Annotated in this window: 20 protein-coding genes; 8 read left to right on the top strand and 12 right to left on the bottom strand. The window is 65.0% G+C overall.

The genetic code is table 11. The annotated features are described in order from the left end of the window. Positions 1–396: 396 nt before the first annotated feature. Positions 397–1,272: an AAA family ATPase gene (locus CS1GBM3_RS03455; protein WP_072391429.1), complete on the bottom strand. Its 876-nt coding sequence runs from the start codon at positions 1,270–1,272 to the stop codon at positions 397–399. Positions 1,273–1,952: 680 nt separating this feature from the next. On the opposite strand from CS1GBM3_RS03455, the gene dksA reads away from it, so the two are divergent. Next, the gene (gene dksA, locus CS1GBM3_RS20290) at positions 1,953–2,318 is read left to right on the top strand and encodes an RNA polymerase-binding protein DksA (RefSeq protein ID WP_072393579.1); all 366 of its coding nucleotides are present in this window, start codon (positions 1,953–1,955) and stop codon (positions 2,316–2,318) included. A gap of 72 nt (positions 2,319–2,390) precedes the next feature. Here the strand turns inward: dksA and CS1GBM3_RS03445 are convergent, their stop codons facing one another. After that, complete coding sequence (locus CS1GBM3_RS03445; protein WP_072391426.1) at positions 2,391–5,078, bottom strand: DUF3772 domain-containing protein; 2,688 nt, start codon at positions 5,076–5,078, stop codon at positions 2,391–2,393. Between the two features lie 159 nt (positions 5,079–5,237). Further along, positions 5,238–5,588, bottom strand: a complete 351-nt coding sequence (locus tag CS1GBM3_RS03440) for a flagellar biosynthetic protein FliO (RefSeq protein ID WP_072391423.1) — start codon at positions 5,586–5,588, stop codon at positions 5,238–5,240. A gap of 214 nt (positions 5,589–5,802) precedes the next feature. Between CS1GBM3_RS03440 and CS1GBM3_RS03435 the strand changes: the two genes are divergently transcribed. Next, positions 5,803–8,379, top strand: coding sequence for a hybrid sensor histidine kinase/response regulator (locus tag CS1GBM3_RS03435; RefSeq protein WP_083567013.1), 2,577 nt, complete (start codon positions 5,803–5,805; stop codon positions 8,377–8,379). A 92-nt stretch (positions 8,380–8,471) separates the two neighbouring features. Here CS1GBM3_RS03435 and CS1GBM3_RS03430 read toward each other — a convergent pair whose 3' ends face one another. Together CS1GBM3_RS03430 and CS1GBM3_RS03425 are read right to left on the bottom strand one after the other, a co-directional pair. Continuing rightward, positions 8,472–8,669: a hypothetical protein gene (locus CS1GBM3_RS03430; protein WP_072391417.1), complete on the bottom strand. Its 198-nt coding sequence runs from the start codon at positions 8,667–8,669 to the stop codon at positions 8,472–8,474. Positions 8,670–8,728: 59 nt separating this feature from the next. Beyond that, positions 8,729–8,926, bottom strand: coding sequence for a DUF6494 family protein (locus CS1GBM3_RS03425; RefSeq protein WP_072391414.1), 198 nt, complete (start codon positions 8,924–8,926; stop codon positions 8,729–8,731). Positions 8,927–9,101: 175 nt separating this feature from the next. Between CS1GBM3_RS03425 and CS1GBM3_RS03420 the strand changes: the two genes are divergently transcribed. Then, a complete protein-coding gene (locus tag CS1GBM3_RS03420) occupies positions 9,102–10,043 on the top strand; it encodes a YiiG family protein (RefSeq protein WP_072391411.1) in 942 nt (313 codons plus the stop codon). Between the two features lie 17 nt (positions 10,044–10,060). Here CS1GBM3_RS03420 and CS1GBM3_RS03415 read toward each other — a convergent pair whose 3' ends face one another. Next, entirely contained in the window at positions 10,061–10,351 is a 291-nt protein-coding gene (locus CS1GBM3_RS03415) for a hypothetical protein (protein ID WP_072391408.1), read from the bottom strand. Between the two features lie 147 nt (positions 10,352–10,498). On the opposite strand from CS1GBM3_RS03415, the gene CS1GBM3_RS03410 reads away from it, so the two are divergent. Next, positions 10,499–11,368 (top strand): IS1595 family transposase, encoded by an 870-nt coding sequence (locus tag CS1GBM3_RS03410; RefSeq protein WP_072391405.1) that lies wholly within the window; start codon positions 10,499–10,501, stop codon positions 11,366–11,368. 110 nt (positions 11,369–11,478) lie between these two features. Here CS1GBM3_RS03410 and CS1GBM3_RS03405 read toward each other — a convergent pair whose 3' ends face one another. From CS1GBM3_RS03405 to CS1GBM3_RS19435, 3 genes are all read right to left on the bottom strand, one after another. Next, entirely contained in the window at positions 11,479–11,766 is a 288-nt protein-coding gene (locus CS1GBM3_RS03405; protein WP_139247767.1) for a hypothetical protein, read from the bottom strand. Between the two features lie 148 nt (positions 11,767–11,914). Next, positions 11,915–12,223, bottom strand: coding sequence for a hypothetical protein (locus CS1GBM3_RS03400; RefSeq protein WP_072391399.1), 309 nt, complete (start codon positions 12,221–12,223; stop codon positions 11,915–11,917). 215 nt (positions 12,224–12,438) lie between these two features. Next, a complete protein-coding gene (locus CS1GBM3_RS19435; protein WP_139247765.1) occupies positions 12,439–13,200 on the bottom strand; it encodes a hypothetical protein in 762 nt (253 codons plus the stop codon). Positions 13,201–13,360: 160 nt separating this feature from the next. Between CS1GBM3_RS19435 and recA the strand changes: the two genes are divergently transcribed. Together recA and alaS are read left to right on the top strand one after the other, a co-directional pair. Further along, the gene (gene recA / locus CS1GBM3_RS03390) at positions 13,361–14,512 is read left to right on the top strand and encodes a recombinase RecA (protein WP_072391393.1); all 1,152 of its coding nucleotides are present in this window, start codon (positions 13,361–13,363) and stop codon (positions 14,510–14,512) included. Between the two features lie 412 nt (positions 14,513–14,924). Continuing rightward, positions 14,925–17,630 carry an alanine--tRNA ligase gene (gene alaS / locus CS1GBM3_RS03385; protein WP_072391390.1) on the top strand — a complete coding sequence of 902 codons (2,706 nt, stop codon included), beginning with the start codon at positions 14,925–14,927 and terminating at the stop codon, positions 17,628–17,630. A gap of 469 nt (positions 17,631–18,099) precedes the next feature. Here alaS and CS1GBM3_RS03380 read toward each other — a convergent pair whose 3' ends face one another. Further along, positions 18,100–18,837, bottom strand: a complete 738-nt coding sequence (locus CS1GBM3_RS03380) for a fused DSP-PTPase phosphatase/NAD kinase-like protein (RefSeq protein ID WP_072391388.1) — start codon at positions 18,835–18,837, stop codon at positions 18,100–18,102. 266 nt (positions 18,838–19,103) lie between these two features. Here CS1GBM3_RS03380 and CS1GBM3_RS03375 point away from each other — a divergent pair, with 266 nt between their 5' ends. Both CS1GBM3_RS03375 and lpxK read left to right on the top strand, forming a co-directional pair. Next, positions 19,104–21,113 (top strand): glycosyltransferase N-terminal domain-containing protein, encoded by a 2,010-nt coding sequence (locus CS1GBM3_RS03375; RefSeq protein ID WP_244534539.1) that lies wholly within the window; start codon positions 19,104–19,106, stop codon positions 21,111–21,113. Continuing rightward, positions 21,103–22,155 (top strand): tetraacyldisaccharide 4'-kinase, encoded by a 1,053-nt coding sequence (lpxK, locus tag CS1GBM3_RS03370; RefSeq protein ID WP_072391382.1) that lies wholly within the window; start codon positions 21,103–21,105, stop codon positions 22,153–22,155. The genes CS1GBM3_RS03375 and lpxK overlap by 11 nt, the downstream gene beginning before the upstream one ends. Here lpxK and CS1GBM3_RS03365 read toward each other — a convergent pair. After that, a complete protein-coding gene (locus CS1GBM3_RS03365; RefSeq protein ID WP_083567009.1) occupies positions 22,152–22,742 on the bottom strand; it encodes a nucleoside 2-deoxyribosyltransferase in 591 nt (196 codons plus the stop codon). The genes lpxK and CS1GBM3_RS03365 overlap by 4 nt on opposite strands. Continuing rightward, positions 22,743–23,108 (bottom strand): hypothetical protein, encoded by a 366-nt coding sequence (locus CS1GBM3_RS03360; RefSeq protein ID WP_072391379.1) that lies wholly within the window; start codon positions 23,106–23,108, stop codon positions 22,743–22,745. Positions 23,109–23,121 lie beyond the last annotated feature (13 nt).

The following is a 23,121-nucleotide window of genomic DNA, read 5'->3' as shown; positions in this document are numbered from 1 at the left end:
ATGAACAGAGCCTGAAAGCCTGGTCGCTTCCTGACGCGGGCAGAGTGTCAGCCTAGAACCTGATCCCACTGACACCGCTGCCGCTCAAGTCGGCAGTGTAGCAAACGAAAAACGTCCGCTGGACTGATGCCTCCTGCGCATAGTTGAATGTCCAGATGTGGGGCCAGCCAAACTCTTGCAGTGTAGCGCGAAGAGAGTCCGGCGTTTGCCACCAGCTTGTTCGGTTGTCGTACGAAGCCAACAGCGCAGTCGCTTTGCGCGCGTCATCGCCGAGATTGCCGGCCTCGGTGAAATCAGCGCCGATCTCTCCGTTCTTCTCGTAGGTTGGGGTGAGCGTATGGCGGGACTTCTCGCCGCCATGCGGATTCGCGATAGTCCGAAAAGATATGACTTCGGCTAGTCGCCCTTGCGCCGGCTCATGAAGGCGAGCCGCTCGAACAGGTGCATGTCCTGCTCGTTTTTGATCAGCGCGCCCGCGAGCGGCGGAATGATCTTGCGGCTGTCCGTTTCGCGCAGAACCGAGGGATCGATGTCCTCGTTGAGCAAAAGCTTGAGCCAGTCGAGCAGTTCCGAGGTCGAGGGCTTCTTCTTGAGCCCCGGCAGCTCGCGTAGATCGTAGAAAACGCGCAGCGCTTCCGACACCATCCGCCCCTTGAGGTTCGGAAAGTGCACCTCGACGATCTGCGTCATCGTCTCGGGGTCGGGAAATTTGATGTAGTGGAAGAAGCAGCGGCGCAGGAACGCGTCCGGCAACTCCTTCTCGTTGTTGGAGGTGATGATCACGATGGGACGCACATGGGCGCGCACCGTCTCGCCCGTCTCGTAGACAAAGAATTCCATCCGATCGAGTTCCTGCAGGAGGTCGTTCGGGAACTCGATGTCAGCCTTGTCGATCTCGTCGATGAGCAGCACGGGGCGCCGGTCGGAGACGAATGCTTCCCACAGCTTGCCGCGCTTGATGTAGTTGCGGATGTCCTTGACGCGCTCGTCGCCGAGCTGGCCGTCGCGCAGGCGCGAGACGGCGTCATACTCGTAGAGTCCCTGCTGGGCTTTGGTGGTGGACTTGACATGCCACTCGATGAGCGGAGCCCCAAGCGCGCGGGCCACTTCGAGGGCGAGCACCGTCTTCCCGGTCCCCGGCTCGCCCTTGACCAGCAAGGGGCGCTCAAGCGTGACGGCCGCGTTGACGGCCACGGTGAGGTCGCGGGTGGCGACGTAGCTCGAGGTGCCTTCGAAGCGCGCGGAGCCGTCGGCCGTGCCCGTCTCAGTCATGTGCCGGATGCTCCTTCCGTTTTCGCTGTTCGCCCCTCTTAGGCGGACCGCTCGGGAGCGGCAAGACGGTAAACGGACGCGCGCGGCCTCGGATGCCCCTGAGGCCATACAGGTCCATACAACAAGAGGTTGTAAGGGCGCGTCTGTCCGCGATCGGACGGATACCCTGCTGAAAACCTGGGCGTTATCCGGGACTTGCGGGCTTCCCGTCCCACACAGCTTTTTACACTTAAACGGCGGATTTCCTTGACATAAGCAGTCGCTACCGCCATGAGAGCGACGCCGAACGCGTGGGGCCACTTAAGCACCCGTTGGATGCGTGGGTGCACGGTGGTCACATAGTGTCCGGGAAGGCCCTTCATCGGAGGCCCCCTATGACGAAGCGCGCCACGTCGAAGCCGGTCAAATCGAAGGCCGCCGTTAAGCCTAAGGCTGCGCCCAAGGCGGCCACCGCGGCCGTGTCCGCAAGCAAGACCGCATCCGCGAAATCGAAGCCCACGCGCCCCGCAGCGAAAAGCGCGGTGGCCGCGAAGACGACAGCGCCCAAGGCGTCAGCCACAGCGGGCAAACCGAGGACCCAAGCCATCGACAAGGCAAAGGACAAGAAGCTGACGGCGAAGGCTGGCACGTCGACGATCGTGCTGCCGCCGGACTATCGTCCCTCCGAGGACGAGCCGTTCATGAACGAGCGTCAGAGGCTCTACTTCCGCCAGAAGCTTCAGGGCTGGAAGGAGGAGATCATCCGCCAGACCAAGGAGACGCTGGCGGGGCTGCACGAGGACTCCACGCAGCACGCCGACCTCGCAGACCGGGCGACCTCGGAAACGGACCGCGCGCTCGAGCTGCGCGCCCGCGACCGCCAACGCAAGCTGATCGCCAAGATCGACGCGGCGCTCGCCCGCATCGAGGACGGCACCTACGGCTATTGCGAGGAGACCGGCGAGCCGATCGGCTTGAAGCGGCTCGACGCCCGCCCGATCGCAACCCTGTCGCTCGAGGCGCAGGAGCGCCACGAACGCCGCGAGCGGGTCTACCGCGAGGACTGAGCGGGCCGACAGCCTCTCGGTGCAACCGCATGGTTCATGACCCCGTCCCGCTGCCAGCGGGACGGGGTTTTCTCATGACCTATCGTTGCCGTCGGGTGTCGCTCCGGACTCCGGCACCGCGGTGGCCGACATCCGCGCCCGCTCCTCGGCGAGACGCGTGAGCAGCGTACGCACCCCATCGAGATCACGCAGATGGATGTCGCGCTGGGGATAGGGGATCTCGATTCCCGCCTCCTTGAACGCCTTGAAGATTCTGAAGCGTAGATCCGACCGTGCGTCGCCGATCTTGTTGATATCTGGAACTATGGCAATCAGGATGAAATCCAGCCCATCGGCGCCGAAGTTGTCGAAACCCACCCACGCCGGCGGATGCTTTTGCACGAGCGGGCAGTCCTCGGCAACCTTGAGCAGAATATCCCGCACCTGCTCGGGATCGGAATTATAGCTCACGCTGATATTGATGAGCGCGCGGCCGAGCGCGTTTCGATGTGTCCAGTTGGTCAGCGTCGTTGTGATGAACTCGGAGTTCGGCACGATAAGGCTGGCGCGATCGAAGGTCTCGATCTCCGTGGAGCGCACGGAGATGCGCCGCACGAACCCGTCCTGCCCGTTGACAGTTACGCGGTCGCCAACCTTGATCGGTCGCTCGACGAGCAGAATAAGGCCGGACACGAAGTTGTTGATGATCGACTGCAGGCCGAAGCCGATACCGACCGAAAGCGCACCGGCGACGATGGCGAAATTGGTAATGTCGATGCCGCCGTAGGAGATCGCTGCCAGCGCCGCCACGATGAAACCGACGTAGCCGATCGCGGTGTGGATCGAATTTGCGATGCCCTGGTCGATCCGCTTGGATTGCGCGACGCCGCGATCGATCCAGCGCTGCGCGATCCGCGTCGCGAAAACCAGTGCGAAGAACAGCGCCACCGCCAGCAGGATACGCACGAGCGAGACGCGGAACTCGCCGATCTGGAAGCCGAACACGGCCGAGCGCATCCAGTAGAGCGCCTCCTGAGGCGTGTAACCCCAGGTGATCATGATGATCGGCAGAGCAGCGACCGCGAGTGCCGTGTTGAGCAGCACGGAGACCGCGCGCGTGATGAACGCAGCTTGGCTCTCGTCGAGGCCGACCTTCTCTTGCAGCACGGCGTCGAACGGCTTGATGCCGGTGCCGGGCGCGCCGAGAAGGGCGCGGATCGCGAGATGGAACACGAGCACCAGCGCGATGACGCTGCCGGTGAAGATCACCTGCTGTGTCAGGAACCGTCCGAGGCCGACGTAGCCGAGCAGCGAAGCGCCGAGGATGACCAGCGCCACGGCCAGCACCGGCAGCTTGATCAGATACGGCCTGAACCGCGAGCCCGTCCCCACGTTACCCGCGATCGCACCATCACCGCGCAGATCCTGGCTGTGCAGCCCGGTCGTGACTGAGCGTGGCTCGAACCGCGTGCGCACGAGCTTCAGCATCAGGACGCCGATGGCGATGCTCGCGAGCGCAGTCTCCATAATGTTGATGGAGAACGGCACGAACAGCCGGCGGATCACTTCCTGTAGGATGATGTCGGTGGCGAACACCGCCGCGATGAGCGTGATGATGCGTGTGAGCGACCGCGCTGCGGGCGTCGAAAGATCCACAAGGCGCCAAGCCGCGCGCCGTGGTTGTAGTATGGCGCGCGTTAGAGCCGCCACGCCGACGAAGATGTAGAGCGCTGGGAACGCCCGCTCCGCGATCCGCCCATACTCCCACGTCAGCAGGTTGACCCCGTCGAGCCCGATGCCGAGCACCTGCAGCGCTGCAAAGGCTGGCAAGGCGAGGAGAGGAGCCACCCATCCGACGGTCGCGGCCTGAACGAAGAACGTCGGCGGCTCGTCGCGCGGCCGGTCCAGCCGCCAGGCGAGAAACCAGTGCACAAGCGCTCTGAGCAAAGCGAACAGGAGGAAGACGCCGCCGAACAAGCCGACGACGGACATCCAGTTGCGCTGGGCGAGAGACAGCCAGGCAGATATCGACTCGCGAAGCTGCCGCCAGGCCGCTGGCGCATCGCCGATGACCCGTGTCCACAAAGTCGGCGCCACAGGCGACAGCGTGCGCTTGAACAGCTCGTTCGCGAACAGCTCCTGGCGTGCCGTCTGCAAGGCGACCAGAAGCTGGCGCGCGCGTACGAACAGAAGCTCGGTGTTCTTGAGCGCGCCGTCGATCTCGCTCGACATGGCCGTGAGACGGGCGCGCTCGGTCTTCACCTCGACCGATTCCGTCGCGTCCTTCTCGGGCGCAGGCCCCAATTTTTCGATCTGCTGGGCAAGCGCCTGCGACCGCGGCTGGAGCTTGTCGCGCGTCGCCGCGGCAGCGCGGAAGACGTTGATCAGCTCGCCGCGGATCCGCGCCAGCTCCTCGTCGTTCTGCTTGTTGCGCTCAAAGGCCTTCTCGAGCCGTTCGAGATCGGATCGAATCGTGGCGACCGGGCTCACGAGCTCTTCGAGCTCCGTCTGCTCGGCCGGCGACAGGACCGAAGGCGGCGGAGGAGGGGGCTCGGCCGGCGGCTGCTCGACGCCCGCAGGTTGCCCCTCGGGAGCCGGCGTTTGCGCCGGGGCAGGGGACGGGGTCGTTTGCTGAGCCGGAGCCGTCTGCTGGGCGGGCGCCTTCTGTGGCTGCGGTGCCGGCTGCGTCTGCCCCCAGGCGGCGGGGCCGCTGAGGCCCACGAGTATCAAGGCCGCGAGTCCGAGCGTCTTGACGCGAAGTGAATGCGGAGCCGCTTCCATTAATCGTCCTCGCAAAAGGAAAGTCCGCCCGATCTGTACGGGCCGAGAGCTTGAAATGCGGCCCAAATCCGGGCTCACGATACCAACGGCGCGGCCGCCGCCGAGTCCGGATCGCCAACAGGCGCGCCGGCATCAACCGTCTGGCGCGTTCCGGCTCGCTTACGCAAGCGTGGGATCGACGCGGCGCGCGGCCGGTGCCTCCTCGGCCCTCGGCAGGGGCTGAACGGGAGCAGGCGCGGCGATTCCGCTTTCCAGCACGATGTCGACCGGGCCGCCGGTCATGATCAGGTGCTCCACGTCGTCACGCCGGATGAGAATGAGGCGGCGCCGGTTGTCGAGATTGAACTGCTCGGTAATGGAGAGGCGGCGCAATGGCTTGGGGCCGAATAATGAGCTGACCGCTGAGATCGGCGCGCCGCCGCCGAAGTAGGTGCGAACCGCATAGGCGCCGCCGATCATGGCGACCGCGAGGAACAACACGATCGCGAGGTAATAAAGCATGTCCCACATGAACGTTCGTGCGCGCAGGTTACCCGGCGCGGTCTCCCAGCCGCTGTCTCGTGCCCCGTATAGCCCGGAATTTATGCCATTTTAACCCTATTGATCGAAGTGTGGATTTAACGACGCAGGGACAAGTCGCCGACCGCTTTCGGTGCTTGTCTCCCGCGTCACGAAACGGCACGGCACGGGCTGGTTTGCGTAGCGTATGAGTACCCGAGGTCCCATGAAGACATCCGAGGCGTCTCCTCCGGAGAATCAGATAGCTTTTGCCTTCATGAGCGAAAGCGATGTCCGCCAACCCCGAGCCGGCGTGGCGGACGCCCGCGCCCTCGCTGGCGGCGTCCACGAGCCCGGTGTCATTCCGATCATCGCCGCGTCCCTGGCCGTCGGCGCGCTCGTGCTTGCGCTCGTTGCCTCCCCATCCCGCGAGCCGCTGCTCCTGACACTGCTCTCGGTTCTGGCCATGCTCGGCCTGTTCGCCACCTTCGGCTACGTCGCAGGTCATATCCGCGTCGGCGAGCGCGTCCGCGATGACGACCTCGTGCGCGCCTTCGCCAACAGCCTCGACGACGGCGTGCTCGTCACCCGCCGCGACGGACGTCCGCTCTACGCCAATCGGGCGCTCGCCGACATGGTCGGCATGACGGCGGCCGGCGAGATCAAGGCGCTCGAAACCCTGTTCGCCAGCGACCCGCGTGCCGCCGCCGCCTACTTCCGCCTCGAGCGCGCCGCCTCGCGCCGTGAGCCCTGGCGCGAGGAGATCGAGGTGAAGCCCGATGGGCAGGGGCCGCAGATCTTCCGCGTGGCGCAGCGCCCGTGCTTCGTGCCGGGCCACGACCGTGAGCTTGGCCCCATGGCGCTGTGGACGGTGACCGACGTCACCGCCGAGCGTGCCCGCCAGGTCAGCGCCGTCGCGACGCTCGAAGCTACCCTGGAGCGCCTGGACAGCCTGCCGGCCGGTCTCATGGAGATCGACAGCCGCGGCACCATCCGCCGTCTCAACGCCACGCTGCTGCGCTGGCTCGGGCTCGAGCCGCAGAGCCTCTCGCATCGCACCCTGCGCCTAGCCGACATCGTGACGCCCGAGGGCGCCGAAATGATCGCCAACGCTGCCGCGGCCTTCTACACGAGCGGGCAGGGCATCGACCTCGACGTGTCGATCGACAAGGGCGCGCAGGTGCCGCTGCGCTTCTTCGCCCGCCGCGACAATCAGAGCGGGCTGCTCGTTGCCGCCTTCCGCCGCGAGGGCACGACGGAGGATGGCCCCGCGGCCGCCGAGGTGCGCTTCGCGCGCTTCCTGCAGTCCTCGCCGTTCGGTATTGCGACCATCGGCGCCGACGGTCGCCTGGTCAGCACCAACGCCGCCTTCGCCCGCATGATCCCCGATGGCGCCGCGGTGGTCGGCTCTTCGGCCGCGGACGTGCTGTGCCGCTTCGCCGATTCCGACATGCGGACCGCCGTCGAAGGCGCCCTGGGCCAGGCCCTCGCAGGCGCCGCGAGCCCGACGCCGGTCGATATTACCGTCGGCCCCAAGAGCGAGTTCTCGCGCCGGCTCTATCTCGCCTCGCTCAATAACGCTAAGGACGCTCGCGAGGCGGCCATCCTCTATCTGGTCGACGCGACCGAGCAGAAGGCGCTGGAGGCCAAGTTCGCCCAGTCCTCGAAGATGGAGGCCGTGGGCAAGCTCGCGGGCGGCATCGCCCACGACTTCAACAACGTGCTGACGGCGATCATCGGCTTTTCGGACCTCTTGCTGCAGACGCACCGGCCGACCGACCCCGCGCACAAGGACATCATGAACATCCGCTCGAGCGCCACGCGCGCCGCGGGTCTCGTCGCCAAGCTGCTCGCCTTCTCGCGCCGGCAGACGCTGCAGACAGAGCCCTTGCAGCTCGGCGAGGTGCTCGGCGATCTCGCGCCGCTGATGAAGCGGTCCATCGGCGAGACCATCGAGCTCAAGATGCCGACGGGCCGCGACCTCTGGTACGTCAAGACCGACCGCACGCAGTTCGAGCAGGTGATCATCAACCTCGCCGTCAACGCACGCGACGCCATGCCGGACGGCGGCACGCTCTCGATCTCGACGCGCAACGTCTCCGAGCGCGAAAGCCAGAAGCTCGACTACCACGGCATGGTCGTCGGCGAGTACGTGCTGGTCGAGGTATCCGACACCGGCTCCGGCATGTCGCCTGAGGTCATGTCCAAGGTGTTCGAGCCGTTCTTCACCACCAAGGGTGTGGGCAAGGGCACGGGCCTCGGCCTCTCGACCGTCTACGGTATCGTCAAGCAGACGGGCGGCTTCATCTATCCGGAAAGCACGGTCGGGCGTGGCACGACCTTCCGCGTCTACCTGCCGCGCTATGTGCCCGACGACGAGGAGGCACTCGCCACCCAGAAGGCGGCCAAGAAGGAGCGTCCGCAGGACCTCACCGGCTCGGGCCGCGTGCTCTTGGTCGAGGACGAGGATGTCGTGCGCTCGTTCGCCGCGCGCGCGCTGAAGCGCCAGGGCTACGAGGTGCTTGAAGCCTCTACCGGCGTCGAGGCGCTGGAAGTGATGGAGCGCTACGAGGACAGCGTCGACATCGTCGTCTCGGACGTCGTGATGCCCGAGATGGACGGCCCGACGCTTTTGAAGGAGCTGCGCAAACGCAACCCCGAGCTCAAGATTATCTTCGTCTCGGGCTATCCGCACGAAGCCTTCGAGACCAGCCTCGACAAGGACGAGCAGTTCGCCTTCCTGCCGAAGCCCTTCTCGCTGCCCCAGCTCGCCGCGAAAGTGAAAGAGCAGCTCGCCCGCTGACGCACGGCGACCCTGCTTGGCCGTTCCGCTTTTTGTTGAATTGCGGAGCGGCCTTTAGCTTTTTGTTTGGTGTACTTTCTTTTGGAAGCGGCCTAGGTCGGCACGTCGCTTTCGGGCAGCTCGCGCTCCAGGATGCAGTGTCCTTCGCCGGCAACCTTTTCGCCGTCGATACGAAGCCCGCTATCGGGACGCCGCACCATCTCTTCGCACGCAGAAGCCGTAAGTCCCCGCTCCATGATGAAGAGCTGCGGGGTGCCGCTGATCATGACCATGACAACGAATGCATACATGGCAAAAACCAACGCTATGGCTCATTGAATGTTCCGGACCCTTGGCGATCTGATCTCCGTCAGGATCCGAGGTCAATATTGCCCCGAACTTCATGTCGAAGATCTGTCCCATCGGCCGTCAGTACCATGCGGACCTTGAGCGTGCCTTGACCGGCCAGCTTGTGCTCACGCACGACGCGCTCGATCTCCTGCTGGGAGGAAATGCCGACCTCCTTCAGAAAGCGGCGCAGCGAAAGGTTGAATGTCTCGTTCTCCATCGTGGTTCTCCTTCCGCTTCAGAAACGGCGGGACGCCCAGCCAAGTTCGTGTCCTGCCGATCACGCCTGCCGTGCCTTCCGTCTTACCCGCCTTGCCTTCCGTAGGAAACGCTCATTAAGAAGCGAGAATTGCCGTTTGCCCCCATCAAGCCTGTGTCTGCAACCGGAGAATGCGATGAGGTCCGTCCGAACGCTCATTCTGACCGTTAGCGCGCTTGTGCCGGCTTGGCTGCCACTCGCCACCGCCTCTGCGGCGCGTGCCGAGCCCCCCACTCTCGTCGAGAAGCTCAACGCCTACGTTGGGTGCATCAACCGCCTGTCGGAGCGGGCTTATGACTCCCGTGAGCGCTACGTGAGCTGGGTGGGCAAGAAAGGTCCGACCGGCAAGGAGCGGATCATCTATGGCACCTACACCATCTACGACACGTCCGACTGCAAAAGTAGCGTGGAGAAGGCAAACACCCTCGAGCCCCGCGACGCCGCGCTCGAGGCCGCGGCCTCGGCCTACGTCACGGCCGTCGTGGCACTGGAGCCACTGCTGAAGGAGGCGGACGACTACTACACCCAGGAAGACTACAAGGACGACAAGATGGCCAAGGGCAAGGCCATGCATCCGCGCCTCGTGGCGGCCTGGGACACGTTCGCGAGCGCCGACCAGAAACTGCGCGCCGGCATCGACGAGATCCAGGACAAGATGGCGGCCGAACGCCTCACCGAGATCGAGAGGAGCGAAGGCCGCAACGCCCGCTACCACGTCGAGGCGCTGATGATGCACGCCAAGCGCGTGATGCGCACGCAGAGCGCCGAACGCCCGGAGCTTGCCGGGATGACGGCAGCGGTTGGCGAGTACGACGAGATCGTCAAGGCGACAGAGGCCTTTGCCGAGGCCAACAGGGAGCAGAAGATCGGCTCCATGTTCGTCAGCTCGGCGAAGTCGTTCCTGGTCACCGCCAAGCAACTGATGCGCCGCATACGGGATAAGGTGCCTTACAGCAGCGGCGAGAAGATGATCCTCAACTCTGGCGGTGGCGCCTGGATGGTGGAGGGCTCACCCGCGCGCATGATGCGCGACTACAACGAGTTGGTCACGAGCTACAACCGCGGCGCGAGCTTCTGAGGCGGAGTCATGCATTGTCACCGGGTGTCGCGGTCGAACACCTCAAGCAGCGTGTCAGCCATCTCGTCGGCGGTCGCTATGACGGCGGCATTGAGGCCGTAAGCGAGTTCGGCCTCCTTCAGGGAAACCATGCCCTCGAGCGGACCGCCGAGGGGGAGGGCGCCGATGCGCACCGGCGTGGGGCGATCCACCGGAGCCGTCTGGCCACCAGCAGACGGACCCGTCGCCGCGACCGCAGACGCGATCTCGCTGAGCTTCCGGCTTTCGACCTGAAGCGCGTTCGACGCGATGGCGATGACGTGCAGCATGGTAGGGCAGGGACCTTGGAGGCTCGCACCCAGCAGTCTCGCGGCCGCCGCCTAAGGGGTGGTTAAAACAGATCTGGACCGTATTTGACCAGTTGACGTATGTGACCCTTTGCTGTATGTTGGTTCTCAGATGGAGGGAGAGCCGACATGGCCAAGCCGATCACGATTATCGAGTTCATGCAGATGTTCCCGGACGACGACGCTTGCCTTGACTTTCTGTTCAAGGAGCGGTTCGGCGCGGATCACGAATGCTCGCGCTGTGGCGAGACGGGCAAATGGAAAAAGCTCGCAAAGATGCCCGCCTACACCTGCCAGTGCGGCAACCACGTGCACCCGATGGTAGGCACGCCATTCCACAAGTCGCATACGCCGCTCCAGAAGTGGTTCTATGCGATGTACCTGTTCACGACGACGCGCCACGGCGTGCCCGCCAAGGAGCTGCAACGCCAGCTTTCCGTGAACTACAAAACCGCTTGGCGCATGGGTCACGAAATCCGCAAGTACCTCGGTCTCGTCGACGGCGACGGCCCGCTCTCGGGTCATGTTGAGGCCGACGAAGCTTATGTCGGCGGTCGTCGTAAGCGCACCCGTGGCCGCAAGGGCGTTGTGCTGGATAACAAGACGATTGTCGTCGGCATGGTGGAGCGCGATGGCCGGTTGCTGACCAAGGTCGTGCCCGACACGTCGCGCAACTCGCTGGAAGTCACAGTGACCGAGAACGTTGCCCCCGGCTCGCGCATCTCAACAGACGAGCACCTTGGCTATTCCGATCTCGACAAGTGCGGGTTCCAGCATGAGACGGTGCAGCACAAGAGGGACGAGTACGTTCGCGGCGACGTGCACACGAACACGATTGAGAGCTTCTGGTCGATGCTGAAGCGTTCGATCCGGGGCACGCACATTCATGTGTCGCGCCAACACATGCCTAAGTATCTCGCCGAGTTCGAGTTCCGGTGGAACCTGCGCCGCCAGCCCGAGGCGATGTTTCCTCTCCTTCTAAAGCGCCTTGGCTCATAGCCTGAAGGAGCTTCAGGAAGCGCTCGCGGTCGGCTTCTGCGGGGTGTTCCTCGCAGAAGCGTTTGAAGTCGCCGCTCTGGCGAGCCTCTTCAAGGCTCAAATACTTGCCTCTAGACATCACTCTCATCATGGGATGTTTGGTCGATGATTTCCGTGAGTCGCAGTTGGCCATCATCTTTCTTCTTGTATCCCAAGTGGGCAAGCACGACCGCGAATACGAGGGACGCCATCGAAAACCCAGTCCAGACGTCGGCGTTCCAACCGTGGAGAACCAGCCGCCCAAGACCACTTAACGCGAATCCACCGAAGGCCGCTGCCCAGCTATAAAAGCGGTTCGCTTCTTTGCCTGAGCCAAGCAAGTCCTCTAGTTCGCGTCGCGTTGCGGGGTAGCCTTTCACAGTGCGCCTCCCAGGATCGACGTCCATGGAGAAGCGCGGACGGCCGCCGCTCGGGCGCCTGGATCTACCAGTCGATCCACCAGAGAGGGTGGAACCGCCGCCGGAACCCCCACCGCCTTGACCGCTATCTGAAGTCGCCCCCATTTTTCTACCGCTCCTGGCGGGAGGCTTTGTCCGCGAGTTCCATCAGCGTCTTTTGGACGGCCTGTGCGCCAGCGTTGGTCTCGAATAACTGTATGATCAGGTGCGCGAGAGAAAGCGCGTCCGATGTCGGCATTACGAGCGCCGACGTAAACACGGTATTTTGGTCCTGATCGCCGACAACATGCTCCCCAAGGGCAATTCTGGTTGTTATCGGGCCCATGGTGACGTTGAACCGGTTTACGAAGGTTGGGACTAGGTCCAATCCCGGCACATCGTCTTTTGTGACGACTTGTTTGATGTTCTGATCGGCCATGCAGCGTCCTCCGGAGTTTCGTGCCTGTCATAGCACGACTCCGGAAGCGCGTAGGTGCAGACTAGCGCAATACAGTCTGAACCCTGATAATATGCAGCACCGCTTGCTCAGGGGGAGGCAGCGCGATGCTAGCCATTGTTCGCAGGTACGCAGTAGGACTCGCACTTTCTGGCGTGTACTTAGCCATTGGCGCAGTGCTTGTATGGAGTTCTCCATCACGACATTCCCCACCACCAAGCAAACAGCCCCAAGCCAATCAGACCGCAACCACCGAGGGCCAGCCCACGATCGCGCACGCCGATCAACCACCCTCCGAGTCCGATGACGGCGGCGGAGAACACAAACAATGGACCGACACGTGGATGGTCCGTCTTACTGGGATTTTGGCGCTGATAGCCTTCGTCCAAGCGGTGCTTTTCGTTCAACAGTTGAGGTTCATACGCACCAGTCTGCGTGATGCGGAAAGCGCCGCCAACGCTGCGGTCTTTGGCGCTCTCGCTGCTAGAGATACCGCCGCTGCTCTTTTGGAGGGCGTGAGCATACTTCGCGACGAATTCTTCGCGTCTCACCGACCCAAACTCATTGTGCACAGCGCCTACTTGACGACCGCTTCTAATCCGCGCGTCTTGGGTGCCAGGGTCACCGTGGCTAATGCCGGAGAAAGTCGAGCGGCGAACATCATGGTCAGCGGCGCAATCTATGAGAACCTTGGCGCCCTTCCAGTCATTACGAACATTGCAGATGCGCCCCACGAGCTTGAGGCAGGCCAGTCCGGGGCGTTTCAAATAACGTCTGCCATCGACTTCGAAAAAGTCCTCTTCAACGATGCTCTGCGGGATAAAGCCTCCGCGGAAACCGAGGAATATCTCTTGGTCGGGATTGTTAGGTACACCGACGAACGCGGGGCGCAGCGACAAATGGGTTTCCAGCGTACGTGCATCGACCTCGCTTGGGCCAAAGTGCCCGACAGCGATCACGAATATTCCTACTAGGCCGCCCTGTCGGAGCCGCCATAGTATTCTTCGTTTACATACGTCAACTGGCCAACCACGATCTGGACTAATGAGAACAAAACAAGTACAATTTATCCAAAGCGTCGAGTCGCCGATCAACGGTTAACATGCCATAAGGTGCCACATGACCAAGCCGGAGCTGCATGTCGTCGAAGGGGGAAAGATGGATAAGAAACAGGCGCTGGAAGCTGCGCTGGCACAGATCGACAAGAACTTCGGCAAGGGCTCGATTATGCGCCTCGGGGCCTCCGACCGCTCGATCGACATCGAGGCCATCTCGACCGGTTCTCTGGGCCTCGATATCGCGCTCGGCATCGGTGGACTGCCCAAAGGCCGCGTGGTCGAGATCTACGGCCCCGAATCCTCGGGCAAGACGACTCTCACGCTGCAGGTGATCGCCGAAGCACAAAAAAAGGGCGGCATCTGTGCTTTCGTCGACGCCGAGCACGCGCTTGATCCGACCTATGCCAGGAAGCTCGGCGTCAAGGTGGAAGACCTCCTGATTTCCCAGCCCGATACCGGCGAGCAGGCGCTCGAGATCGCCGACACGCTCGTGCGCTCGGGCGCCATCGACGTACTGGTGATCGACAGCGTCGCCGCGCTGACGCCAAAGGCCGAGCTCGAAGGCGAGATGGGCGACTCTCTGCCGGGTCTGCAGGCGCGCCTCATGAGCCAGGCCCTGCGCAAGCTCACCGCCTCGATCAACAAGTCCGGCACCATGGTGATCTTCATCAACCAGATCCGCATGAAGATCGGCGTCATGTTCGGCAACCCCGAGACGACGACCGGCGGCAACGCGCTGAAGTTCTATTCCTCCGTGCGCCTCGACATCCGCCGCATCGGCCAGATCAAGGAGCGCGAGGAGACGATCGGTAACCAGACCCGCGTCAAGGTGGTGAAGAACAAGGTTGCCCCGCCGTTCAAGCAGGTCGAATTCGACATCATGTATGGCGAGGGTATCTCCAAGACCGGTGAGCTTGTCGACCTCGGTGTCAAGGCGGGCATCGTCGAGAAGTCCGGCGCCTGGTTCTCCTACGATGGCCAGCGCATCGGTCAGGGCCGCGAGAACGCCAAGCTGTTTCTGAAGGAGAATCCCAAAATCGCGGCCGCCATCGAGAAGGCGATTCGTGCCAGCGCCGGCCTGATCGTCGACAAGATGCTGGCTGAGCCCGAGTCCGGCTCTGCCGACGACGGCGAGGAGCCTGACGAGGACGGCGTGCTCCCGGACGTACCGGAATCCGCCAAGAAGGGCGCCCGCTCGAGCGGCAAGCGCTGATAGCGCCTGGGCCTTGGACGCGGCGGGCGCGAAATCCCGCCGCCTTCGGCCGGTCCAGCCGCTCGAATGGAGGTACGGCATACCGGCGCGGCTTGGGCAACCTGGCCTGCGCCGTTTGCGTTCCTGGACAAGCCCCCGGTAGGCCCGCTAAAAGCGGGTGCAACGGCCAATCGGCGCCCTTGCGACTGCCTCGACCAGGGGCAATCTGACTCCGTTTTGCCGGCTGTTTTGCGCAGCTAAAGCTTCGCTTGAACAGCCGGCATCCACGCAAGTATCCACACCTGCCGGTGAGATATCGTGGATCCCAGTCATCCATGCGGAGCATGACTTCGCCATGACGCCGGGATGACGCTGTGATGTGACATGGGCGTCGGCCGGCACACGACGACGGCGAAAACACGCGGATCGATAAATGACTGGCGTCAACGAGATCAGACGAGCGTTCCTCGATTACTTCAAGGCGGAGGGCCACGAGGTGGTGCCCTCGTCGCCGCTCGTGCCGCGCAACGATCCGTCGCTGATGTTCACCAACGCCGGCATGGTGCAGTTCAAAAACGTCTTCACCGGCCAGGAGACGCGCCCCTACGTGCGTGCCGCGTCCTCGCAGAAGTGCGTGCGCGCCGGCGGCAAGCACAACGACCTCGATAATGTCGGCTACACGGCGCGCCACCACACCTTTTTCGAGATGCTCGGCAACTTCTCGTTCGGCGACTACTTCAAGGAGCGCGCCATCGAGCTGGCCTGGAACCTCATCACCAAGGAGTTCGGGCTCGATGCCAAGCGCCTGACCGTCACCGTCTACCACGAGGACGACGAGGCCCACGCCATCTGGAAGAAGCTCGCTGGCCTTCCCGACGAGCGGCTGATCCGCATCGCCACCAAGGACAACTTCTGGCAGATGGGCGACACCGGCCCCTGCGGCCCGTGCACCGAGATCTTCTACGACCACGGCCCCAGGATTCCGGGCGGCCCGCCGGGCTCGCCCGACGCCGACGGCGACCGCTTCATCGAGATCTGGAACCTCGTCTTCATGCAGTACGAGCAGCTCCCCACGGGTGAGCGCATCGACCTGCCGAAGGCGTCCGTCGACACCGGCATGGGCCTCGAGCGCATCGCGGCCGTCTTGCAGGGCGTGCACGACAATTATGACATCGACCTGTTCAAGAATCTGATCGCCGCCATCCGCGACGAGAGCCGCAAGCTCGGCGCCAGCGACAATCCCGAAGGCGTCGACGTCACGCCCGCACGCCGCGTCATCGCCGATCACCTGCGCGCGACGAGCTTCCTTATTGCAGACGGCGTGCTGCCCTCGAACGAGGGGCGCGGCTACGTGCTCCGCCGCATCATGCGCCGCGCCATGCGCTACGCTCACCAGCTCGGCTGCGCCGATCCGCTGATGTACCGCCTCGTGCCCGCGCTCGTCCGCGAGATGGGCGCCGCCTATCCCGAGCTCGGCCGCGCTGAGGCGCTGATCGAGGAGACGCTGAAGCTCGAAGAGACGCGCTTCAAGAAGACGCTCGGCAACGGCCTGAAGCTCCTGGGCGAAGCGTCTTCCGGTCTCGGCAAGGGCGCAACATTCCCGGGCGACGTCGCCTTCAAACTCTACGACACCTACGGCTTCCCGCTCGACCTCACCGAGGACGCGCTGCGCGCTCGCGGTATCGCCGTTGATACCAAGGCCTTCGACGCGGCCATGGACAAGCAGAAGGAGGAGGCCCGCCGTGCCTGGAAGGGCTCGGGCGAAGCCGCGACCGAGGAGATCTGGTTCGAGATCAAGGAAGAGATCGGCGCGAGCGAGTTCCTGGGCTACGACACCGAGACCGCCGAGGGCGAGATCCGCGCGCTCGTGCGCGACGGAAAGCCGGTCAAATCGCTGAAAGCGGGCGACGAGGGCGCGCTCGTTCTTAACCAGACGCCGTTCTACGGCGAAAGCGGCGGTCAGGTCGGCGATCAGGGGCTGATCAAGGGCACAAAGGGCGCGCTGTTCCGCGTCACCGACACGCAGAAAAAGCTTGGCGACCTCTTCGTGCACATCGGCAAGGTCGAGAAGGGCAGCTTCAAGATCGACGACGCCGTGGAGCTCGAGGTCGATCATACGCGCCGCACCGCCACGCGCGCCAACCACTCGGCGACGCACCTTCTGCACGAGGCGCTGCGCCAAGTGCTCGGGCCGCACGTTGCCCAGAAGGGCTCGCTCGTCGCGCCGGAACGCCTGCGCTTCGACTTCGTGCATACGAAGCCGATGTCCGCCGACGAGATCGCGGCCGTCGAGCGCCTCGCCAACGAGTTCGTGCTCGAGAACGGCCCGGTCGAGACGCGCCTGATGGCGCTCGAGGATGCCAAAGCCTCCGGCGCCATGGCTCTGTTCGGCGAGAAGTACGGCGACGAGGTGCGCGTCGTGTCGATGGGCGGACTCGGAGATAGCGGCCTGAAGCCAGGCACCAACAAGGCCTGGTCCGTCGAGCTGTGCGGCGGCACGCACGTGCGGCGCACGGGCGACATCGGCTTGGTCAAGATCGTGGCCGAGAGCGCGAGCGCGGCGGGCGTGCGCCGCATCGAGGCGCTGACCGGCGATGGCGCGCGCGGCTATCTGGCCGACGCCGACGCCCGACTCAAGGAAGCAGCCAGCGTGCTGAAGACGCGGCCCGAGGACCTCGTCGAGCGCCTGAAGGCGCTGGTCGAGGAGAGGAAGCAGCTCGAGCGTCAGCTCGCCGACACCAAGCGCCAGATCGCCCTCGGCGGTGGCGGCGCCGGCAATGGCGCACCGGCTGCCGATGCGGTGCGCACGATCGGCAGCGTCAAGCTGCTGGCCCGCTCGGTGCAGGGCCTCAATCCGAAGGACCTGCGCGGCCTCGTCGACGACGGCAAGAAGCAGGTCGGCTCGGGCGTGGTTGCCATCGTCGGCGTCACCGAGGACGGCAAGGCCGGCATCGCGGTTGGCGTGACGGAAGATCTGGTGAAGACCTGGAGCGCCGTCGATCTGGTACGCGCCGGCGCTGAAGCCCTTGGCGGCAAGGGCGGCGGCGGCCGCCCCGACATGGCCCAGGCGGGTGGTCCGGATGGCGCCAAGGCCGCGGACGCGCTCGCCGCCATCGAAGCCCGTCTCGGCGCCGCCTAACAGCAGGTCCGGCCCCGTCGGGCTTGCAACCCAAGAGGGTATATGACCGTGTTGCTGCGCGCAGGACTGGCACGCGAATTCTGCAGCCCGCCGCGGCAAGTGGTCCATTGACCCAAGTCAGACGACATCCTATCTGAGCGCCGAATCCCGCGGACTAGGGGATCGCCCTAGGTCCGAAACGCCAGCCGACTCTGTTAAAGCTGTGCGCCGGGGAAAACGGAACACGATAGAAAACCATGCGTACATCCTCGCGCGCTGCGGCGCGTATTGGCCTTTTTGCTAGCGCACTGCGGCAAGGCTTGTTTCGTCTGATCTACGGCAAACGCTGGGCCTGTACCCGCTACCAGCGTCGCCACGCAGCGCTGGCCGGCCCGCGTCCGGGCGCTAACCTAGGCTAAAGCCAGAACTAAGAGGCTAAAGCCAGAACTAAGGTCGACGCTCAAGCGGCCGTGCATACGAAGCGCGACGGCTACTCGCGCTTGAAGATCTTGTCGACGACACGATTGGCCCAACGCCGCGAATGCAGGTGGGACGCAACGTCCGCCGGATCGTAAACAGTGGCTACCCACTCGTAGAACGCGATCGGCGTCTTCTCGGCGTAGGCGAGATAGCTGTCGAAGAAGAGATCGAGAATGCCTGTATCTGCCTGCCGGATGTGTCCGTAGCGCAGCGAAAGCTGCCGCCGCGCGTCTGAGATCGGCGCGCCATGACGCGTGTGGAGGTAGAGCACGCTCATGAGCCCGACACGGTCGGCGCCGGACTTGCAGTGCATGAGCATGGGATATTCGACGTTGGCGAACAGGTCCCGCGCCGCCAGCACCTCCGCACGCGTCGGTGCCGCGCGCGAGCGGACGCGGAAGTCGACGAGGTTGAGCCCTGCTTTTCGGCTTGCGGCGCGCTCGAACACGTAGGTCGAAGAGCGGGTGCGCCCGCGCAGGTTGACGATGGTCCGAATGCCGCGCCGTTTGAGGTCGCGGATCTGGTGCGGCAGCGGCTGCGCCGCGCGCCAGGTCTCCTCCGACAGCCGGTGGCGGTTGGGAAACATCAGGCGAATGAACAAGTGGTCGAGCAGCAGCATGTCGAGGTAGCGCGCGTGCGGCGTGGCGCGCGCCCGCCAGGAGCGTGGCAGCACCGAGCTGACCGCCCGCACGCCCGTCCACGCCGCGCGACGAGCCGCCCGCTTTGCCCGTTTCGTGAGACTTGCCATCCGCGCGTGACGTTCTGCCTGAGAGACGATGTGTCGAGGTGAAAAGCCCCCCGGGAACCCCGAGATCCCGAGCTTCGGGTGCGTAGCACTATACCGCGCGCTCTGTCGAACCCGTTGTTCATGGGCGTTGCCCGGCGGTTGCGTTACGTGCGTATTCCCTATAGGAAAATTGGCGTCAAATCGCGCGGGTTGCGCCGCGTGCGGCTCGAGGATGGAGGGGCGACCGAGGCCGATCGATGGCACCATCGCCACAACAAGACTCGAGATTGGGCCGCCTCGCCGGGCGCCTCGGAGCCCGCTACACGCGCTTCGTGCTCCGAACCTCGACCGTGACCATCGAGCCGCCGGATATGGTGGCGCGAGCCAACGCTGTGCAGCCATTCATCCTCGCCATGTGGCACGGACAGTTCGTGCTCATGCCGACGCTGCACGAGATCAATGGCAAGTCGTATCCGGTTTCGGCCATCGCCGCCAAACACCGGGACGCCACTGCGATCCGAACGTTGCTGCGCGAGTTCGACATCGAGGTCGTGCAGGGCGCCGGCGCTGGCGTGCGTAAGCGCGACCGGGGAGGATCCGCTGCACTAAGGATAGCTCTGCGCCAGCTCAAGGCCGGGAGCACGTTCTCGATCACCGCAGACATCCCGCCTGGGCCGGCGCGGAAAGCCGGGATGGGCATCGTGACTCTGGCCAAGTTCTCGGGCCGCCCGATTGTGCCGTTTGCCGTCGCGACCTCGCGCTTCCTGGTGTTCCCGACCTGGAGCCGCCTGACGATCAACCTGCCGTATTCGAAGCTGGCCTACGTCATGGGCGAGCCCATTTGGGTGCCAGCCGACGCGGACGAGGCCACACTCGATACCTATCGCCGCGAGGTGGAGGCGGGCCTGAACGACGTGACCAAGCGTGCCTACGACATCGTCGGCGGCAGCCTCGCGCGCGTGACGCCTCCCGCGCCGCCGGAGCCCCTGACAGGGCCGGCGCCCGAGGGGCTGGCGCTCAAAGCTTACAGCGCCGGCACGCGCCTCCTGACCCTTGTCGCGCCCGCGATGCTCGCCGTGCGCGGGCGCCAGGGCAAAGAGGAAGCCGAGCGCCGCGGCGAGCGCTACGGAAAGGCGAGCCTGCCGCGCCCTGACGGTCCGCTGATCTGGCTGCACGCCGCGAGCGTCGGCGAGACCAACGCCGTGCTGCCCGTCATCGAGCACGTGCTCGCCAAGCGGCCGGACCTCTCCGTGCTGTTGACCACGGGCACCGTGACGTCGGCCGCCATGGCGCGACGCCGCCTGCCGCCGCGGGCGTTGCATCAATATATCGTGCTCGACGCGCCGGACTACGTACGCGCCTTCCTCGATTACTGGCAGCCGAATACTGCGGTCTTCGTCGAAAGCGAGATCTGGCCGAACCTCGTACTCGAGGTCTCGCGCCGCTCCATTCCGCTGGCGCTGATCAACGCCCGCATGTCGTCGCGCAGCGCGCGGCGTTGGGCTTGGCTCAAGGGCCTGTCGCTGCCGCTCTTCTCGCGCTTCGATCTCGTGCTGACCCAGAACGAGCCGTTTGCGCGCACGCTCTCGCGTCTTGGCGCCCGCAACGTCCGCGCCATCGGCAACCTGAAAATCGACGCTCCGCCCCCGGTGGTCGACGCCGTCGAGCTCGACAAGCTGCGCCAGGCGCTGGCCGGCCGCAGCGTTCTGGTGGCGGCGAGCACACACGACCCCGAGGAAGAGACGATCGCCGACGCGCACCGCCTGATTGCCTCCCGCCTGCCTGGCTTCTGCACCATCATCGCGCCGCGCCATCCGGGGCGTGGCAAGGGCATCGCCGAGATGCTGCGCGCCAAAGGCTTCACCGTGGCGCTGCGCTCGGCCGGCGAGCGACCGAACGAGACCACCGATATCTACATCGTCGACACCATCGGCGAGCTCGGCACGCTCTACGCGCTGACCGACGTCGCCTTCGTTGGCGGCTCGCTCATTCAGCACGGCGGCCAGAACCCCATCGAGGCCATCGGCCACGGAGTCGCGGTGCTGACCGGCCCGCACTGGACCAACTTTCGCGATATCTACCGCGCGCTTCTGCGCCACAAGGGCGCGCGCGAGGTTGCCAACGCCGGAGAGCTTGCGACGGCCATCGAGGAGATCCTGACGCGAGAGGACGAGCTTCCGCGCCTGCGCTCCGGCGCCAAGACGGCGCTCGCCTCGCTGGCGGGCGCGCTGGACGGCACGGTCGCTGCGCTCCTCGAGCTGTTGCCGGCCCCGACGCAGGCGCGCCGTGCCTCTTGAGGAGCCGTCGTGGTGGTACGGCGAGGGTCGCAGTGCCGTCGCCGATCTTCTGTCGCCCTTGGAACGCCTGTATGGCGCCGCCGTCGAGCGCCGCTTCCGCAAGGCCGAGCCCTACCGCTCGTCTCTGCCCGTTATCTGTATTGGCAACTTCACGGCGGGCGGCACCGGCAAGACACCGCTGACGCGCTTCCTGCTCGAGGTGCTCGCCATCCGCGACGTCGATGCCGTTTGCCTTTCGCGCGGCTATGGCGGATCGCTGAGCGGTCCCGTGTGGGTCGACGGCGCGCACCATGCAGCCCGAGAGGTCGGCGACGAGCCCCTCCTGCTGGCACGCGCCCTGCCGGACGCCGGGCGCGTGATGGTGGCGCGCGATCGCAAAGCCGGCCTCAGGGCCATCGAAACCGGGGGCAGCACCGACGTCGTGATCATGGACGACGGCCTGCAGAACCCGAGCGTCGCCAAGGATCTGTCGATCGCCATCGTCGACGCGCGCCGCGGTTTCGGCAACGGCCGCGTGATCCCCGCGGGCCCATTGCGCGCGCCCCTCGCGTTCCAGCTCGGGCGTGTCGACTGCATCGTCGTCATGGGCGGCGACCCGGCGGAGGCGGAGCCGCCGGTGTTTGAGGATCTGAAGAAGCGGTTCCCGGGGCCCGTGCTGCGCGGTGGCGTGGCGCCCGCGGGCGATCTCGACTGGATCGGCGGCGCCAGGCTCATCGCCTACGCCGGCATCGCCAATCCCGATCGCTTCTTCCGCATGCTGGCGACCTTCGCGCCGGCAACGCTCACCCGCCGCCCGTTCGCGGACCATCACGCGTTCACCGATGCGGAGGCCACGCGGCTGCTTTCCGAGGCCGTCGCGACCGACGCCGAGCTGGTCACGACGGAGAAAGACCTGGCACGCCTCGCGGGCACGTCTGGCGCTTCTGCCGAGCTTGCCAGGCGCTCGCGCGTGTTGCCCATCCGTGTCCACTTTGAGGAGCGGGATTTCCTGCGCCTCGGTGCGTTGATCGACGGCGCACTGAAGGCCGGCACGCGCGGCTAGACCGCGAACCTCTGCTGGGCGAGCGCCAGACACGCGCGAAAGCCTTCGAGATCCGACAGCACCTGCTCGGGATGCACCTCGCGCACCACGAAGTGCCCGCTCGAATCCAGCACCGCGATGGCGATCATCAGGTTCTCGGCGAGGCCGAAGTCCTCGATGTCCGAGCGGCGCGTCTCACTGTCCCAATGCGCCTGCGCATGCTCGGGAGTCGCGCGCACACGCCCGGCGTAATCGGCCGTCACGTTCGCATAGCCGAAGATCGGCTTGCCCAACGCTTGCATGAAGCCGATCTCGTAGGCCGTGCCGGCGTCCATGCTCGGCCCGCGGAAGGGCGTGCAATTGGCGATGACAAAGTCCGCCGCCCGCATCAGCCCTTCGTTGCCGGTGCTGATGGCGCGCGCGATCTCCACAGGGCTCAGCCCGTCGGTCTCGATCGTATTGTCGAGCGGGTAGAGTCCCTCGAAGCCATGCTCGGCCGCGAGCTGCTTCTTGGCCTCGCCTTGCTCGCGCGCATGCGGCAGAAACACATCCGGCCCGGCGAGATAGACGCGCAGGCGCGCGGCGTCGGACGACAGCGAAGCGGCCACTCAGTCCTTCTCCCTGCTGGTCTCGACGTGAAAGCGATGCAGCACGCGATGCGCGACCGGAGCCAGCACGAAGCCCGCTCCGATGACGATGATGAGGCCCGAGAGGATGGCGTAGAAGCCGGCGAATACCTTGCCCGCCGTCGTGTGCAGCTGATCGACGGGTCCCATGCCGGACAGGATCATCGCCGCGTTGACGAAGGCATCGGCGAACCCCATGCCTTCGGTCGCCGCGTAGCCGGCCATTCCGATCACGAGCCCGCCGAGCGTCAGCACCGCCCACAGCCCGAGCGCCCGCGCCATGCGCATCGCGAACACGTGCCGCGACGCGACGGGGCTACGACGATGCTCGAAATCCGATATCAGCATGCGGCACCTCGGG

The sequence above is a fragment of the Hyphomicrobium sp. CS1GBMeth3 genome (assembly GCF_900117455.1).
In the GTDB taxonomy this organism is placed as follows: domain Bacteria; phylum Pseudomonadota; class Alphaproteobacteria; order Rhizobiales; family Hyphomicrobiaceae; genus Hyphomicrobium_C.
This window is presented reverse-complemented; position numbering and strand designations above follow the sequence as displayed.